Source organism: Acinetobacter lactucae (assembly GCF_013122135.1).
GTDB lineage: Bacteria > Pseudomonadota > Gammaproteobacteria > Pseudomonadales > Moraxellaceae > Acinetobacter > Acinetobacter lactucae.
The window spans coordinates 839,557-858,578 of the sequence record NZ_CP053391.1 but is presented as its reverse complement, the minus strand read 5'-3'; the positions used below and the strand labels follow the sequence as shown (position 1 = coordinate 858,578).

Genomic DNA, 19,022 nt, shown 5'->3' with positions numbered 1-19,022 from the left:
CAGACTAAGTCTTTTTGATTAATCGTTATTGCTTTAATCCAGAGCAATAACAAAATATTTAGATGTCACTTTTGTGGGGATGAAAAAAAAGGCTTCAAGGGGAAAATGAAAAAAAACTTATCTTTTTTGGTCATTTTTTAACAGGTTGTGAAGAGTTTTTATTAAATTTAAAGCACAAAATAAAAGAGGCCATTTTCATAGCCTCTTTTATAAAGATAAATTTTATTGTTAAACAAAGAGTTGCTGATTATTTAACAATTCATCTAATGTTGTATTGACCTGATTTAAGGTTATCAATGACGCGCTACTAAACATTGTACCTTCACCATCTCGGTCAAGACTAATAGTCGTGTTTCCAGCATCTTGCTCAACAGTAATAAATTTCGCTAATGTGCTCACATCTTTAGAATAGTCAATCAATAGTTCACTTAAATCGATTTTGTCAGCTTGGGGGTCAGTTCGTACATCACCTAAAGTAAAATCTAACACCGTATCATGTCCATTCCCGCCTGTCGCATCTTGGCTATTTAGCAATTGGAACAGAATGGTATCAGCACCTTCATTAGTCATATAGGTATCGTTACCTTCACGCCCATTCAAAACGTTATTACCAGAGTTACCTGTTAAAAGATTATCTAAAGCATTACCTGTTGCATTTAGATGAGCAGAACCAACCAGCTCCAAATCTTCAACATAACGCCCGCTTTCAATTAATATTGATTCACCAGTTTCAATATTGGTCATCCATTGAGAGTTACCTACTAGATTAAAACTAACAGAACTAATTATTTTATCGTGCCCACCAAAATCCGTATCTTTAAGTTCGGACCCAACTATTTGTGTTTCTGAATACCCACTTTGAATCCACACGTTTTCGTAATGGCTCGTATCTATCCAAGTCTCTTCATTATAACCATCAAACACATATTGTTGCTCATAATAACCTTGTTCAATCCATTGAGATTCATAGTGCCCATCTTGAACGAGTTGTTGTTCAAGATGTCCAACCTCTAGAGTATTAGGACCCGATAGTTCATATCCTGACTGCCACTGATTTAAATGATAATCATAGTAGGTATTCACATATTGATTATACGAACCATCATCTGAATAGTAATTTATGCCATTTGAGTCCATGTAAACGTCTATTACGCCATCAACGACCCATGTATCTTGATAATAGCTCGTATCAATCCAAATATCTTGCGAATAGCTTGTGTCAATCCAAACATTCTCAAAATGGCTTGTATCTACCCATATATAATCAGTATAACCAGAAGCTACCCATTGCTCCTCATAATGACTTGTATCTATCCAGACATCCTCAAATACTTCAACAACAGCAACCCCATACTCTTGAACAAAATCACTTATATGATCAACTATATAAGTATTATCCGCAGCATCACCTTTAAACTGATCGACAGTGATCGTATGTAAATCAGTAATCGCTTTGCTGATAGTTTCACTACGATTTCCTGCACGATCAATAACAGTAATGTCAAATGATGTCGCATTGTCATATATATAAAGAGAGAAAGTTCCATCTGGCCATGTTGAAGTAATATCCATATACGATTCTTGGTCAGCAAAATGATAAGTGACTTCAATAGCAACGTTGGTTTCAGCATGTCCAACCAACATATTTCCCCAATCATTAATGGCAAGCTGCGTGGCTACACTCGGTGCTGTTGTATCATTTGTAGCAACAATTGTTGTACCCTCACTCTCATTTTGATTAGCATCAACTACTTTTACCGTCAATGTTTCACCATGCCAATAATGAGACCGTAACTCTATTGAGAAAGTTCCATCAATCCTAACTATAGTTTGACCAACCTGATTATTATTAGCATCAAAAATATTAACTGTTGAATAGGCTTCTGCCTGTCCTGAAAGAATATTTCCATCTTCCAAAACAAGCTGCGTTGCTGCACTTGGTACAACTATGTCTATGGGTGCAATAATTTCTGTATATGTACTTTGATAGCCATTTTGTTCCACAACCACACGTAAAGTCTGTCCACTTGCCTGAGGTGGGTATAACTGGACATTAAAATGCCCCACTTCATCTACATAACCACTTGCAATAGGATTACTATGTATATCAAAAATACGCACACTACTATCTGGTGTAGCAGTTCCCTCAATAAAGAAACCATTTTCAGAAACAACAACATGATCTGCTGATGGCGGTGCATTAGTATCTGCATTAAAAGTAATATTAAATGGAGTACTTATATTTTTAGCTAAATCCGTAGCCGTAATAAATAACTGCTCTCCACGTAATAATGGTGGATAAATACCAACATTGAAATTTCCAGACATATCCGTTTGGAACTCTGCTCTTACATCCCCATCCATATCTACTATCTTAATAGTTGCTTTTGAATCAACCCATCCAGTAACACTATCTCCATAATTACTAATCACCAGTTTATCAATCACTGGAGCAATATTATTTAAGGGGGCAATAATTTCAGTGATTAAGCTATATTGATTCGTATTCTGGTCATAAACTCGAACTTGTAATGTCTGTTCTTGTAAATCATGATAATCATTGAACGAAATAGTAAAACTACCATCTTCATTAACTATACTGTTTCCCAACCAACTAATACTCTGACCTTTAGTGGATGTAACGGTAATTGTCATTCCCGCTGTCGCCACTCCTGTCAAAATATAATTATCTATATCGAATTTTAGCTCTGTTGCAGCAATTGGTGAGTTCGTAAATACTGGCACTAATTCGTGAACAGCTTCACTACGGTTACCAGCTTGATCTTTGACAACAATACTTAAATTTTGTGTTTGATATTGACTCAGATTGATCCATTGATAAAAGCCTCCATAATATCCGCCATTAGTTGTTGTGATAATTGCACCATATTGGTCAATAATTTCAATAGTTGCATTAGGCTCAGCCTCACCAAAAAGCAATCCTTCTGAGCTTAAAGTAATATTTGTAGCTGCTGCTGGTGCTACATCATCAATTAAAGCATTGTGTTTAACCTCAATACTTCGGTTACTTGCTTGATCAATTACAACAAAAGTAAGCTCCTCGCCATGTAAATAGATTTGATTAAAATAACCTGAAACATAGCCAGTGCTAGTTGCTGAACCATAACCTATGATTTCACCATTGGCATTTTTAATTTCAATTTGGCTATTTGCTTCTGCTTGTGCCGTAAAGTTTTGACCGTTTGAGTCAAGTACAATATTTTCAATCGGATTTGGTGCGACATCGTCATTCAAAGCATTTTTTTTAACTTCTGCACTACGGTTACCAGCACGGTCTACTACAACAAAAGTAAGTTCCTCACCATGTAAATACACTTGGTTCAAGGAACCCGATACATTACCAAAGATACCTACATAACCAGAACCTATCACTTCACCGAAAGCATTTTTAACTTCGATTTGACTGTCTGCTTCCGCTTGCGCTGTAAAGTTCTGTCCATTGATATCAAATATAATATTTTCGATCGGATTCGGTGCAATATCATCAATTAAAGCATTTTGCTTAAATTCAATACTTTGATTACCTGCTCTATCTATAACGGTAAAAGTGAGTTCCTCACCTTTTAAATAAATCTGATTGAAATGACCTGTCACATTACCAGTACTATCGACAACACCATAACCGACAAACCCACCCGCGGCATTTTTGACACTAATAAAACTATTTGCTTCCGCCTGTGCTGTAAAGCTTTGACCGTTTTCATTAAAGGTAATATTTTCAATCGGATTTGGTCCAATGGTATCCATCAAAGCATTTTGCTTAAATTCGATACTGCGATTACCCACTCTATCTATGACAACGAAAGTTAATTCTTCTCCATGTAAATAGACTTGATATAAATAACCTGAAACATTGCCCATACTATCGGTTGAACCAGACCCGATAATCTCACCTGCAGCATTTTTAACTTCGACCTGAGTATTTGCTTCTGCCTGTGCTATAAAATTTTGACCATTCGCATCAAATACAATATTTTTAATTTGGTTTGGAGCAATATCATCAAGTGGAGCCTTTATCGAAACAGCTTCACTCACATTTCCAGCTCGGTCTTTAACAATGACTGTAAATTCTTCACCATGTAAATTGTAGTTACCTAGAGAAATGTTGAATGTACCATCAGCATTTACGCTCTGACTCCACGTATTCACCTGTTGACCATTTTGATCAAAAATCTGAATGAACGTATTCGGTTCAGCTACACCAGAAAGGGATGAACCATCTTCACTAAACGTGAGATTACTTGCAGCCACAGGAGCAACATCATCAAGCGGTGCTTTTACAGTAACCCCACCACTCAAATTACCAGCCCGATCTACTACAACTACCTTAAACTCTTCGCCATGCAAGTAGTTACTGTATAAAGAGATGTTAAATGTTCCATCCCAATTAACATTATTATTCCACTGATTTACCAATTGACCATTCTGATCAAATATTTGAATCGTAGCATTTGGCTCAGCCATACCAGTTAGATATGAACCATCTTCGCTAAATACTAAATTAGTCGCATTTTCTGGTGCCGTATTATCAAGAAAGGCTGCTTGTTTTACTTCAACGCTACGATTACCAGCTTGATCAATCACAACAAAAGTGAGTTCCTCACCTTTTAAATAAACTTGATTCAAATAACCCGAGACGTTACCAGCACTATCTACATAACCAGTACCTACAACCTCACCCACAGCATTTTTAACTTCAACTTGAGTATTTGCCTCTGCTTGCGCTGTAAAGTTTTGACCATTTTCATTGAAGATGATGTTTTCAATCGGATTTGGTGCAATATCATCAGTTAAAGCGTTTTGCTTGATCTCTGCACTGCGGTTACCCGCTCGGTCTACTACAACAAAAGTGAGTTCTTCTCCATGTAAATAGACTTGATATAAGTGACCTGAAACATTACCCATACTATCGGTTGAACCAGACCCTATAACTTCACCAGCAGCATTTTTGACTTCAATTTGAGCGTTTGCTTCTGCTTGAGCTATAAAGTTCTGTCCGTTCGCATCAAGTACAATATTTTCAATCGGATTTGGTGCAATATCATCAATCAAGGCATTCTGCTTAACTTCTACACTACGGTTACCCGCTCGGTCAACGACAACAAAAGTGAGTTCTTCTCCATGTAAATAGACTTGATATAAATAACCTGACACATTACCAGCACCATCTACGTAACCTGAACCGATGACCTCACCCGCAGCATTTTTAACTTCAACTTGAGTATTTGCTTCTGCTTGCGCCGTGAAGTTTTGACCGTTTGAGTCGAGTAAAATATTTTCAATTGCATTTGGTGCAATATCATCAATCAAGGCATTCTGCTTAACTTCTGTACTACGGTTACCCGCTCGGTCAACGACAACAAACGTGAGCTCTTCGCCATGTAAATGTACTTGATAAAAAGATCCTGAAACATTGCCTGTACTATCTGCTGATCCATATCCGATGACATCACCATTGGCATTTTTAATTTCAATTTGGCTATTTGCTTCTGCCTGAGCTGTAAAGTTCTGTCCATTGATATCTAATATAATATTTTCAATCGGATTTGGTGCGACATCGTCATTCAAAACACTCTGCTTGACCTCCGCACTGCGGTTACCCGCTCGATCTACTACAACAAAAGTAAGTTCCTCACCGTGTAAGTAAACTTGCGGGAAATAACCAAATACATTACCTGAGCTATCGGTATAAACAGAAGCAATCTTATTTCCAGCCTGATCGAATACATCAATAGAGCTTCCCGCTTCTGCCTGAGCTGTAAAGCTGTGGCCATCTTCGTTGAAGATGATATTTTCAATCGAATTTGGTGCAATGGTATCAATTAAAGCATTTTGCTTAAATTCGACACTTCGGTTACCAACTCGATCTATGACAACAAAAGTAAGTTCTTCACCATGTAAATAGATTTGACTGAAAAAGCCTGAGACATTACCAGCACTATCTGTAGAGCCCCAACCTGTCTGATTACCCAATGAATCAAAAACTTCGATCTGACTATTTGCTTCTGCTTGTGCTGTAAAGTTTTGTCCGTTGGCATCAAGTAAAATATTTTTAATTGGATCCGGTGCAATATCATCAAGTGGAGCATTTATTGAAACAGCTTCACTCACATTTCCGGCTTGGTCCTTAACGGTGACCGTGAATGCTTCTCCATGTAAATTATTGCTACCTAAGAAAATAGTAAATGTACCGTCCGAGTTGACGGTATTATTCCATATATTCAATGGCTGACCATTATGATCAAAAACCTGAATCGTAGTGTTCAGTTCTGCTATACCTGTAAGATATGAACCATCTTCTGAGAAAACTAAATTGCTGGCTGGTGTAGGAGCAACCGTATCAGCGGTAATTACTGTATCAGCACTTACTTGCCCACGAGCATCCTTAATTGATAAGAACAATTGCTCACCATCAATAAGAGGGCGGTCAAGCTGGAGTTTAAAGTAACTTGATCCATTCCAACCGTTATCTTCACCGACTTTAATTTCGGCTACGATTTCCCCTTTGGCATCTTTAACAATGAGAGTACTATTATTTTCAGCTTGCCCACTGATCACTCCGTCCGAAGTAAAGCTATCTACATATGGGGCAAAAGCATAGTTAGGCGCCTGTATCTGAGCTGCTAAACTTACATTTCCATTTACATCTGTAGCCGTGACATAAACTGTCTCGGCATTGGTTAAAAACATACCTAGTTCTATCGAGAAACTTCCACTTTCATCGGTCCAGTTATTCCAGAACCATTTATTAAGAATGTTTCCTTGTCCATCTTTAACTAAAATTTCAGAGAAAGGTTCTGCATGACCATAAACTAGATCACCAGCATCATTGAAATTTAAATCTGTTGGAATAGGTGGAGGAGTCAGATCTACAACAATATTCTGCTCAGGACTCATCAAACCTTTATTATCAATAATTTGAACGGAAATTTGCTCTCCATCAATTAAAGGTCGGTTTACACTCAAGCTAAAATGACTAAATTCATTCCAACTATTATCATCACCTAATGTAACCTTTCCTAATTCATTTCCTTCAGCATCACGCACGATTACCGTACTATTATCTTCAGCAACTCCAGAAATTAAGCCTTCTTGTGTAATACGTTCGACATGTGGAATATAAGCAAAGTTTGGAACTTCAATTAGGGTTTCACTAACATTCTGATTTTTATCCACTACCTGTACGGTAACCGATTCGCCTTCTTTTAAAAATTGGAACACTTGTAAACTTGCAAAGCCTTGCTCATCGGTAAAACCTGTAGCAATTAAATTGCCTTCTCCAGAAAATGCACGAATAAAGCTGTTCGGCTCATTAACATGTACTGATAAAGTTTCACCACTAACATCAAACTGTGGAGTTTCTATAAATACCGCGGGCGTATAGTCTGCAGTAATATATTGTGGATGACCTGAAACATTATCTTTATCTGTAGAGATAATAATTTGAGTCCCTTCCTCCAAAGGCTGATCGAGGGACAAAGTAAATGGTGTGACTTCACCTAATGCCATTACACTAAATGGTGTAATACCAGAGCTATCAAATACATTAAAATTAAATTCTTGTAGAATATTTCCATTCTGATCTTTTACAATAAAATGACTGCCTTCGGTCGCATAACCAGTGATCACACCTTCTGGACTAATTCTTGTAATACTAATTGCAGGAACTTCAGTAACTAGGCCAATTGACGAATTTTCACTGCTGTATCCATTATAAGTAGCGACAGCATAAACCTCTTGATTTGAGTTAATTGAAAGGTCTTGTAAAGTAAATTTACCTTCTTCATTAGCTATTGTAGTTGCAAGCAATTCACCATTTTTATTATAGATATCGACCTTACTTCCTTTATATGCACTACCTGAAATGATAGCTCCATCTATATTATTGAAAGTTAATGAATCTAGAATTGGAGAATTCGGAGTATGATCTACATTATAATTTTGGGTCTGTTTAATAATGGCTGTATTGCCAGCTTGATCAGTAAGACTAATATCAATTGATATATTGGTTTGCGATTCTTCTGACCACAAGAACTCTGCCGGAATTTCAGTAACCCACTCTTGGGTGACCTCATCAAAATGAAAGTTATAAACAGCATCGTTTAAAGTCGTATTTACTGAAGTCAGAGAATTATTTAAATCTGTTGGTAGATTACCTACTTCCAGTCTTATAGAAATAATTTGATCTTTTTCAAGTAGACTTATTGTATTGTCTTCAGTAATTGGTTTAACAGTTACTGTAGTTGATTCAATATTTAAAGAATTATCTATAATTACCTTTTCCACAGCAGTTTCTGATGTGTTGCCTGCGAGGTCTGTCACTACAGCTTTATAAAGGTAACTTCCATCAGCTAAATCTTTTTGATCAGCTGTTGTCTCCTGCCAAGTTTTTCCTTCATTGGTAGAGACTTCATAGTGATCTAGTAAAGCAGCTTGCTCTCCGATTACAATCGGTTGAGTTAGCTTCAAAGTAAAATTATTATCTTGCGTAATTTGGTCTGTTGCCGAAACACCTGTATCACTTAAATCAGATAAAGTCAGTTCACCTGCTTGCGGCACTGTTGTATCGACAACAACTTTTTGTATAGCAGTTTCAGATGTATTGCCTGCAACGTCGGTTACTACTGCTTTATATTGGTAAACACCATCAGCCAAATCTTTTTGAACTACCGTTGTTTCCTGCCAAGTCTTTCCATCATCTTTCGATATCCAGTAAGTGATTTGGCTATTCACTTCTTGTCCGCTAACATTTAAATCAAAAGTTTTATCTTGCGTAATTTGGTCTGTTGCTGAAACACCTGTATCAGTCAAATCAGATAGAGTCAGTTCACCAGCTTTAGGCGCTGTGGTATCTACAACAACTTTTTGTATAGCAGTTTCAGATGTATTGCCTGCAACGTCGGTTACTACTGCTTTATATTGGTAAACACCATCAGCCAAATCTTTTTGAACTACCGTTGTTTCCTGCCAAGTCTTTCCATCATCTTTCGATATCCAGTAAGTGATTTGGCTATTTATTTCTTGTCCGCTAATCTTTAAATCAAAATTATTATCTTGCGTAATCTGATCTTTTGCAGAAACACCTGTATCGCTCAAATCAGATAAAGTCAGTTCGCCTGCTTTTGGCGCCGTAGTATCCACAACAACTTTCTGTACAGCAGTTTCCGATGCATTTCCAGCTCGGTCTGTTACTACGGCTTTATAGAGATAAGTACCATCAGCTAAATCTTTTTGAGCTACTGTCGTCTCCTGCCAAGTTTTCCCTTCATCGGTAGAAACCAAATACGTTACTCGACTACCACCTTCCTGTCCTTCAATCTTTAAATTAAAGTTTTTATCTTGAGTAATCTGGTCTGCAGTTAATAACCCCGAATCTAATAAATTTTTGAGATTCAACGTACCAGGCTCAGGAGGTGTCGTATCTTTAGAATCTTTTCGAGACAATAAAGCAACTGTTCCAACCCCGGCTAAAGCACTAACTACCCAAGACCATATAGGTACAGAAGATGAAGAATCTATAAACTTTGGTGCATCTTTTAATTCTAAATAATTAACAGTGGTCTGTCCGCTAACATCTTCTCCCAGATTAGCAGCCCAATAACTCTGCCCTTCATTTAAAAGAATTTGCGGATTTTCGCTAATAAAATAGTTTTCTAAAACAATTTCAGTTCCATCTTTTAGATGAACAATTGCACTGTTTCCTTCTCTTGTTATTGAAGAAATTTTTTCTGGATTTATATCGATTTTTGCAACTTCTTTAGGATTTACTACAATATTTTTTGTCTGGCCTACATTAATATCAACTGTATTATTTTTTGAAGCGTTATTTGCCATTAATGATACTTGTACCATTTTTCCACCATGAAATTTCAAATAGTTATTAAGTTTTTCTAAAATATTAAGTCAAATAGATACTCATTTTAATCAAATATTATTAACTATCATAAAATACTAAACCCTTATTGTAGCTACTTAAAATCGTGGCTTTTTATATAGTTAAAAAAATTTATGCGTCCATTAATATTATTTTTAAAATGATAAAACATTTAGAATGTTTTCCTATTCCCCATATATAGAATTTAAAGCTTAGGCATTGTAATGGATAAAATTTTATCAATCTACTCTTAAGTTAAATGTCTTATAGAATTTTTATAAATTAAATTAATTGAAAAATCTTTAAATCGTAATTAAACCAATAATGATTAATTTTTCCTTCATTTGAAATGACATTAAAACTATTTGGAACATGATAATGCAAACGGCTAGAAGTTGCTGTTCCTGCATGAATATCATAAATAGGATGATCTATCTTTAACTGATAAATTTGCGTTAAATCATATACAGCAGTTTTATGTAAATGCCCATGTAACATTCCAAATAGTCCCGTTGTACTCCATTTTTCGAGTGCCATTTTTCCTAATACAGGACAATCTTTAATACCATGCTCGTCATCAGGTGGAGTATAAAAAGGTTGATGGAAAACAACTAATTTGATTTTATCCGCTGGCGCTTGCTGTAATCGCTCATATGTAGTTTGAATTTGCTCAATCGAAATATGTCCACGAGTATGATAACGACGGCGGATACTATTCACCCCAACAATATAAAAATGTTCAGTTTCTAAAGTTGGTTCAAGCTGACCAAAAAAATATTGATAGCGAGTAAATGGTGAGAAAAAACGGTTCCAAACATGGTACAACGGAATATCATGATTACCAGGCACAACAAGGTAAGGAATATTAAGGCTATCTAAAAACTGACGGCATTTATAAAACTGTTGATATCGAGCACGTTGAGTAATATCTCCACTTACAACAATGACTTCAGGTCTATGTTGAGTGCAAAAAAGTCGGATCGCATCTAAACATGCTTCGATTTCTGTTCCAAAGTGCAGATCAGACAGATGTAACAGCATTTGGCACCATAATATTTAAAGCGTTCTTTTCTACAGAGAAATTTAAAGGTGTTTTCATCACTATTATTTCACCATCTAATGCGACTGTAAGTTTTGATCTTTTTGCACAATCCACCACCACATGGTCTGCACAAAAACTATAAACATCTTGTGCCTCTTCGACTTTGCCCTGAATCCATTGCCACAACATGTTTAATAAACTAAGCCTATCACTTTTTGTAATGACCACTCCAGCGACCCGCCCTTGTGCAGCACAATCGGCAATTCTTAATTTCATATCACACAATTGCAGTTGATTATTACCAAAGAAAATTAAAGGTGTTTTGACTGGATATTTTTTTCCATCCACTGTGACAGAAAGCTTCATGGATTTATTTTCTCTTAATAAGACATCCAAAGCTGAGGTATAGGCATGTAAAGGTAAACGTCCTAAGTACTTATTATAAAGCTCACGTTTTTTTATAAATAATGGATACAACCCTAGGCTCGCATTATTCAAATAAACATGATCATTAATTGTCGCAATATGTACAGAGCGTGGTGTACCTGTAGCGATAACTTCAGCAGCTTCTAACAAATCTAAGGGGATATCTAAAACTTTAGCGACATAATTAAAGGTTCCCAAAGGTAAAATTCCCATAGGTATATTGGTATGTCTAAGCTTTGATGCTACCGCATTTAAGGTTCCATCCCCACCTGCTGCGACAATAACACCTAAATTTGTATTTTGACTATGCCGGTGGATCACTTGACTCATTAAATCATCAAAAGAAACATCTTCTGCCAATTCAAAAACTTGTATTTCGAAACCAAATTCGGTGAATAAAGTCATTAACTGTTCATACATATCTTCATGTTTTGACGCATGAAAACCCGATTTTTGGTTATAGATGATAGAGAGAGGTTTTAAAGTCCGCATTTTTATTATCTTAGAGGGATTCATCATAAATATTGTATATAAAAACGCCTAATAAAAGTCTCTTTATGTAAATTTCGAATGAACATCATTTGTATAATCAATAATAATTCTCAAGAAAAAATTAAGAATCAAGTATATGATTTTTAAAGAAATAAATAATATAAATAACATACATACAACATAAAAATATGCCGACCAAGATATTGTAAAAAACTATAACCATATGATTTAAATAACAAAAAAATTAAAAATCAAAATATCTATTTCTTAGTCTTTAGTCTTATTTTTTTTATGATTTTGTGCTTTAATACAGCCACTTTTTTATTTGATCTTTCATTGTACCTCTCAATGAATGACTTGTACGTTGTACATATTTTGAATAGGCCTCACCATGACCACAGTGAACGCACCAGAATTCGTTCGTCATCCTAAGCTTATCGCATGGGTTGAAGAAATTGCAAACTTAACCAAACCAGCAAAAATCGAATGGTGTGACGGAAGCGAAGAAGAATATCAACGTCTAATCGACTTGATGATCGCTAACGGCACCATGCAGAAATTAAACCAAGAAAAACATCCTGGTTCTTATCTTGCAAATTCTGACCCATCTGACGTTGCACGTGTTGAAGACCGTACTTACATCTGCTCTCAAAATAAAGAAGATGCTGGTGCGACAAACAACTGGGAAAACCCGGCTGTTATGCGTGAAAAATTAAATGGTTTATTTGAAGGCTCAATGGAAGGCCGTACAATGTACGTTGTTCCTTTCTCAATGGGTCCTTTAGGTAGTCACATTGCTCATATCGGTATTGAGTTAACTGACTCTCCTTACGTTGCTGTTAGCATGCGCAAAATGGCACGTATGGGTAAAGCAGTTTATGACGTATTAGGTACAGACGGCGAGTTTGTTCCTTGTGTACATACAGTAGGTGCTCCACTTGCTGAAGGTCAACAAGATGTTGCTTGGCCATGTAACCCTGAAAAATACATCGTTCATTATCCAGAAACTCGTGAAATCTGGTCTTTCGGTTCTGGTTACGGCGGTAACGCATTACTTGGCAAAAAATGTTTAGCTCTTCGTATCGCTTCTGTCATGGGACGCGAACAAGGTTGGTTAGCTGAACACATGCTTATTCTTGGTGTAACTAACCCTCAAGGTGAGAAACACTACATCGCTGCAGCATTCCCATCTGCATGTGGTAAAACAAACTTTGCAATGCTAATTCCGCCAGCAGGTTATGAAGGTTGGAAAATCGAAACTGTAGGTGACGATATTGCATGGATCAAACCAGGTGAAGATGGTCGTTTATATGCGATTAACCCTGAAGCTGGTTTCTTCGGTGTAGCTCCTGGTACAAATACCAAGACTAACCCTAACTGTATGGCAACTCTTCATAAAGATGTTATCTATACAAACGTAGCGGTAACTGAAGATGGTCAAGTATGGTGGGAAGGTCTTTCTAAAGAAGTTCCAACAAACTTAACAAACTGGAAAGGTCAACCTCATGTAAATGGTGAAAAAGCAGCGCATCCAAATGCTCGCTTCACTGTTGCAGCTGGTCAATGTCCTTCTATCGATGCTGACTGGGAAAATCCAGCGGGTGTTCCAATTTCTGCATTCATTTTCGGCGGTCGCCGTGCAGATACAGTTCCTTTAGTTTCTGAAGCTTTCGACTGGGTTGACGGTGTCTACAAAGCTGCAACTATGGGTTCTGAAACTACTGCTGCTGCTGTTGGTCAACAAGGTATCGTTCGTCGTGACCCATTCGCGATGCTTCCATTTGCTGGCTATAACATGGCTGACTACTTCGATCACTGGTTAAACATTGGTCAAGAAGTAAGTACAAAAGCTGAAGCAGCTGGTAATAAATTACCAAAAATCTTCAATGTAAACTGGTTCCGTCGTGATGCTGAAGGCAACTTCGTATGGCCTGGTTTCGGTCAAAACATGCGTGTTCTTGAGTGGATCATTGACCGTTGTGAAGGTCGTGCAAATGCTGTTGAAACACCAATTGGTCTTGTTCCAACATATGACGACTTGAACTGGCAAGGTACTGAATTCTCTAAAGAAGAGTTTGACCTCATCACAGCTCAAAATAAAGATCAGTGGATTACTGAAATTGAAAGCCACACTGATTTATTTAATAAATTAGGTGATCGCTTACCGAAAGCATTAAAAGAACGTCAAGCAGCTTTACTTGAAGCTGTAAAAACTGGCTTCTAATTGCTAAATATAAAAAAGGTCGCTATGTGCGACCTTTTTTATTATGCGGCATCGTCTTTTTGTCGGCGCCCCGATAAATAATCTTCTAATACTTTTACTTGTTTTTCATCAAATGCTAGACCCAATTTGGTTCTACGCCACAATATATCCTCAGCAGTACTCGCCCATTCATATTCACATAAATATTTAACTTCGCATTCAAATAAATCATGTCCAAAATTCTGGCCCAATTGCTCTAATGCATTTCGCTCTTGAAGCATATTCCACACTCTTGTGCCATATGCATGCGCCCAACGGTTAGCAAGTGCCTTAGAAACCCCACTTACACGTGACTGAATCTGATGCGTTAAATCATCTAATGTTGTCCAGTTTTCAGCGCCAGGTAAAGGTTCGTTTGCAGTCCACTCATCTGCCATGTCATTAAAAAACGGAGAAAGATGCTCTAAAGCAGCTTCTGCCAATTTTCGGTAAGTTGTGATCTTGCCACCAAATACAGATAATAAAGGTGCTTTTTTATGTTCAGCCTGTAGCGCCAAAGTGTAGTCACGTGTAATGGCTGAAGGATTATCCGACTCATCATCACATAAAGCACGCACACCCGAATACTGACTTACAATATCAGCTCGAGTTAACTGCTTTTTAAAATGTGAATTGGTCACTGTTAAGAGGTAATCAATTTCTACCTCTGTAATCTCTACCTTTTGCGGGTCACCTGTATATTCCTGATCTGTCGTACCAATTAGGGTATATTTTTCTAAATATGGAATCGCAAAAACGATGCGTCGGTCTTCATTTTGCATGATAAAAGCTTTATGACAGTCATATAGTTTTGGCACAACAATATGACTTCCTTGAATCAATCGGATTTGATAAGGCGATCTTAAGTTTAGATTTACACTAATAATTTCTTCAACCCAAGGTCCTGCCGCATTCACTAAAGCTCTTGCACGAATCTGATAAAACTCAGCCCCACTTTGTAAATCCAAATACCACAGTTCTTGTTCTTTATAAGCCTTAACACATCGTGTTCGTGTCACGACTTTGGCACCTTTCTCTTTGGCCTGCAATGCATTTAACACTACAAGACGTGCATCATCTACAGTACAGTCAGAATATTCAAAACCACGCGTGATAGCTGGTTTTAAAGGGCTATCTTCTCTGAAGTAAATAAGATTCGAACCTAATAATTTTTCTCGTTTTCCCAAGTGATCATAAAAAAACAGTCCTGCACGAATTAACCATGCAGGGCGTAAATGTGGTCGATGAGGCATAATAAAACGCATGGGTTTAATAATATGTGGAGCTTTAGCCAATAGCACTTCACGCTCGGCTAAAGCTTCTCTAACCAATCTAAATTCTTTATGTTCTAAATAGCGTAAACCACCATGGATTAATTTGCTACTAGCAGATGAGGTGTGGCTAGCTAAATCATCTTTTTCACATAAAAATACGGACAGTCCACGGCCTGCTGCATCATTAGCAATACCGACACCATTAATACCGCCACCAATCACGGCAATGTCATATATTTTTGAATAATCATTAGCCTGTACTTTCATTTCTCATTTCTTTTTATTGTTGATCTTATAAAAATTAAAACATCAAATTGATGAAACAACAATCAAAAAAGTAGAATAATCAATTTTAAATAACCAAGAATTTAACCGTTAATTGCTTACCCTACTATTGAATTCAACTAGTTAAATAGCAGATCAATCTTCAGCCCAATTTTGACTGCGCTTCACTGCCTTGAGCCATCCTTTATAAATCAGCTCGGATTGCTCAGAAGACATTTTCGGTTCAAATACCTTTTCTATGGCAGATTTATTCCTTAACTCGTGAAGGTCTTGCCAGAAACCCGTCGCTAGTCCAGCAAGGAAAGCCGCACCCAAAGCTGTAGTTTCTTTCATTATTGGACGTTCTACTGGTGTTGCTAAAATATCGGCCTGAAATTGCATTAAGAAATTATTTTCCGTCACTCCCCCATCAACACGGAGTGTACGCAGCTCTTCTTCTGCATCTTGCTGCATGGCATCTAAAACATCTCGAGTTTGAAAAGCAATCGACTCGAGAGTTGCACGAATAATATGTTCAATGCTGGCACCACGAGTAAGTCCAAAAATTGCTCCACGCGCAGTTGGATCCCAATACGGTGCCCCTAATCCAGTAAAAGCAGGAACGACATATACCCCATTGCTGTTCTTCACACGTGTTGCATAAAGCTCAGAGTCTTTAGCGTTCTTAATGACCTTTAACTCATCACGTAGCCACTGTACGCAAGAGCCACCATTAAATACGGCGCCCTCTAAAGCATAGTTCACCTCACCACTTGCACCACATGCAATCGTCGTCAGTAATCCATGTTCTGAGCGGACAATCTTCTTACCTGTGTTCATGAGTAGAAAACAGCCTGTGCCGTAGGTATTTTTTGCTTGGCCTGACTCAACACACATTTGTCCGAAAAGTGCGGCCTGTTGATCGCCTGCAATTCCTGCAATGGGGATACCAACTTCTTGCCCACTAATGGTATGTGTATATCCATAAACCTCAGATGAGCTACGTACCTCGGGTAAGATTGCTCTAGGAATATCTAAAGCTTGTAAAAGTTTTTCATCCCATTCAAGCTTTTCGATATCAAAAAGCATGGTTCGTGAAGCATTGGTAAAATCAGTAACATGGACCGCACCGTTGGTGAGTTTCCAAATTAACCAGGTGTCCACTGTACCGAACAATAACTCTCCTCGCTTAGCGCGTTCACGACTTCCTTCAACATGGTCTAAAATCCATTTAATTTTTGTGGCTGAAAAATATGGATCAATCACTAGACCTGTGGTTTTTCGAATGTATTCTTGCCATCCTGCTTTATGCAATTGATTGCATATTTCAGTTGTCTGTCGGCTTTGCCAAACAATCGCATTGTAAATAGGCTTACCTGTTTTTTTATCCCACACAATTGTGGTTTCCCGCTGATTGGTAATGCCAATTGCTGCAACTTGCTCACTCTTGATGCCTGCTTGAGCTAGAGCTTCTACCCAAACAGCACTTTGTGTGGCCCAAATTTCCATAGGATCATGCTCGACCCAACCAGGCTGCGGATAAATCTGAGTAAATTCTTTTTGAGCAATACTCACAACGTTAGCATCATGGTCTAAAACAATTGCTCTTGAGCTTGTTGTGCCCTGATCAAAAGCAACAATATATTTTTTTGGGCAATTTGACATCTGAATGTCCTTTTCATTATTCACACACATCTAGTCCACAATGCCAAGACATCATGCCTAACTGTATTTACTTAAAATTTTCTTTGGAATATATCATTATTTTTAAGGGATATAGTTTTTCTTCGTCCAAACATTACTCATTCTTTATCAGTTTTTTACTACTTGGAAAAAAGAATATTCGAAAAATAAGAATTAGATGATGAAAATGTGCTGATCGGCTAATTTGAAAACATATAAATATTCAATTTATTCCTTTGCTTAAATAATAAACATTGTTTTACAGACATAAAAAAAATAAAGTGAAATACTCCTCTAGAAAATATGTAAAAACGGAATAAATCTCTCTTTTAGCATTCAACCCAAGCGAAACATGGAGCGACTCATGGTTGATCAACCTTCTACCGCAACAACTCCACAATCTAACCTAGATACAAAAACCCGCCTAAAATCAATTTTGGGTGGTTCTGCGGGTAACCTTGTCGAATGGTACGACTGGTATGTATATGCCGCATTTACGCTCTATTTTGCTCATGCTTTTTTTCCAAAAGGTAGCCAGACTGCTCAGCTCCTTCAAGCAGCCGCAATTTTTGCTGTAGGCTTTTTAATGCGCCCAATCGGTGCATGGATTATGGGAATCTATTCAGACCGTAAAGGGCGTAAAGCAGGCCTTACACTTTCGGTCACATTAATGTGTATAGGTTCGCTGCTTATTGCCGTGACACCAAGTTATGAAAGTATTGGTGTATTTGCCCCTCTTCTTTTAGTTGTCGCTCGTTTAATTCAAGGTTTAAGTGTAGGCGGCGAATATGGTGCTAGTGCTACCTATTTAAGTGAAATGGCGGAAAGAAATCGTCGAGGTTTTTTCTCTAGCTTCCAATATGTAACATTGATTGCTGGCCAGCTCACCGCTCTATGTGTTCTATTAATATTACAGATGGTATTGACTGAAGAACAACTACATGATTGGGGATGGCGTATCCCATTCTTTATCGGGGCTTTACTTGCAATTGTAGTTTTCCGTATTCGACGTGGCCTATTAGAAACTCAATCTTTTAAAAATGCTCAGACAGAGACAGACCAGCCAAAATCTGGCATGTTTTCTTTATTTAAACATTACCCTAAAGAAGCCTTCACAGTATTGTTTTTAACCGCTGGCGGGACTTTAGCTTTCTATACTTACACGACTTATCTGCAAAAATATTTAGTCAATACTTCTGGATTTACCAAACCTGAAGCCACTCAAATTACAACTTTAGCGCTATTTATTTTTATGTGTCTACAGCCTGTAGCGGGTGCTTTGTCAGATCGTATTGGGCGTAAGCCACTTATGATCGCTTTTGGTGTAACTGGAGTTTTATTTACTTACATTCTATTTAATACCCTTGCAACAACAAACAACTATTGGACAGCTTTCTGGTTATGTTTAGCTGGTTTGGTCATGGTAACAGGCTATACATCAATTAATGCCGTGGTTAAAGCTGAGCTCTTCCCTGCGCACATTCGCGCTTTAGGGGTAGCTTTACCTTATGCGATTGCCAATACATTATTCGGTGGTACAGCAGAGTTCTTTGCTTTAAGTTTTAAAGAGGCTGGACATGAATCTTGGTACTTTATTTATGTCAGTATCATGATCTTCATTTCTCTCATTATTTATATTTTTATGAAAGATACCAAGCATCACTCAAAAATTAAAGAACATTAATACTTTACTCACAAGGGCTA

General features: G+C 37.4%; 7 protein-coding genes. 2 read left to right on the top strand and 5 right to left on the bottom strand.

Features of this window, described 5'->3' with window-relative positions; all coding sequences use genetic code 11:
- Window positions 1-228 precede the first annotated feature (228 nt).
- The 3 genes from HLV59_RS04030 to HLV59_RS04020 form a co-directional block, all read right to left on the bottom strand.
- The gene (locus HLV59_RS04030; protein ID WP_171429382.1) at window positions 229-9,873 is read right to left on the bottom strand and encodes an Ig-like domain-containing protein; all 9,645 of its coding nucleotides are present in this window, start codon (window positions 9,871-9,873) and stop codon (window positions 229-231) included.
- Window positions 9,874-10,177: 304 nt separating this feature from the next.
- Complete coding sequence (locus tag HLV59_RS04025) at window positions 10,178-10,936, bottom strand: metallophosphoesterase family protein (protein WP_171429381.1); 759 nt, start codon at window positions 10,934-10,936, stop codon at window positions 10,178-10,180.
- Window positions 10,917-11,855, bottom strand: a complete 939-nt coding sequence (locus HLV59_RS04020; protein WP_171429380.1) for a diacylglycerol/lipid kinase family protein — start codon at window positions 11,853-11,855, stop codon at window positions 10,917-10,919. Before HLV59_RS04020 ends, HLV59_RS04025 begins: the two co-directional genes overlap by 20 nt.
- A 391-nt stretch (window positions 11,856-12,246) precedes the next feature.
- Here HLV59_RS04020 and HLV59_RS04015 point away from each other — a divergent pair, with 391 nt between their 5' ends.
- A complete protein-coding gene (locus HLV59_RS04015) occupies window positions 12,247-14,079 on the top strand; it encodes a phosphoenolpyruvate carboxykinase (GTP) (RefSeq protein WP_031949122.1) in 1,833 nt (610 codons plus the stop codon).
- Between the two features lie 41 nt (window positions 14,080-14,120).
- Here HLV59_RS04015 and glpD read toward each other — a convergent pair whose 3' ends face one another.
- Together glpD and glpK are read right to left on the bottom strand one after the other, a co-directional pair.
- Entirely contained in the window at window positions 14,121-15,638 is a 1,518-nt protein-coding gene (gene glpD / locus HLV59_RS04010) for a glycerol-3-phosphate dehydrogenase (protein ID WP_171429379.1), read from the bottom strand.
- A 153-nt stretch (window positions 15,639-15,791) separates the two neighbouring features.
- Window positions 15,792-17,300 carry a glycerol kinase GlpK gene (gene glpK / locus HLV59_RS04005; RefSeq protein WP_171429378.1) on the bottom strand — a complete coding sequence of 503 codons (1,509 nt, stop codon included), beginning with the start codon at window positions 17,298-17,300 and terminating at the stop codon, window positions 15,792-15,794.
- 370 nt (window positions 17,301-17,670) lie between these two features.
- Between glpK and HLV59_RS04000 the strand changes: the two genes are divergently transcribed.
- The gene (locus HLV59_RS04000) at window positions 17,671-19,002 is read left to right on the top strand and encodes an MFS transporter (RefSeq protein WP_080648728.1); all 1,332 of its coding nucleotides are present in this window, start codon (window positions 17,671-17,673) and stop codon (window positions 19,000-19,002) included.
- Window positions 19,003-19,022 lie beyond the last annotated feature (20 nt).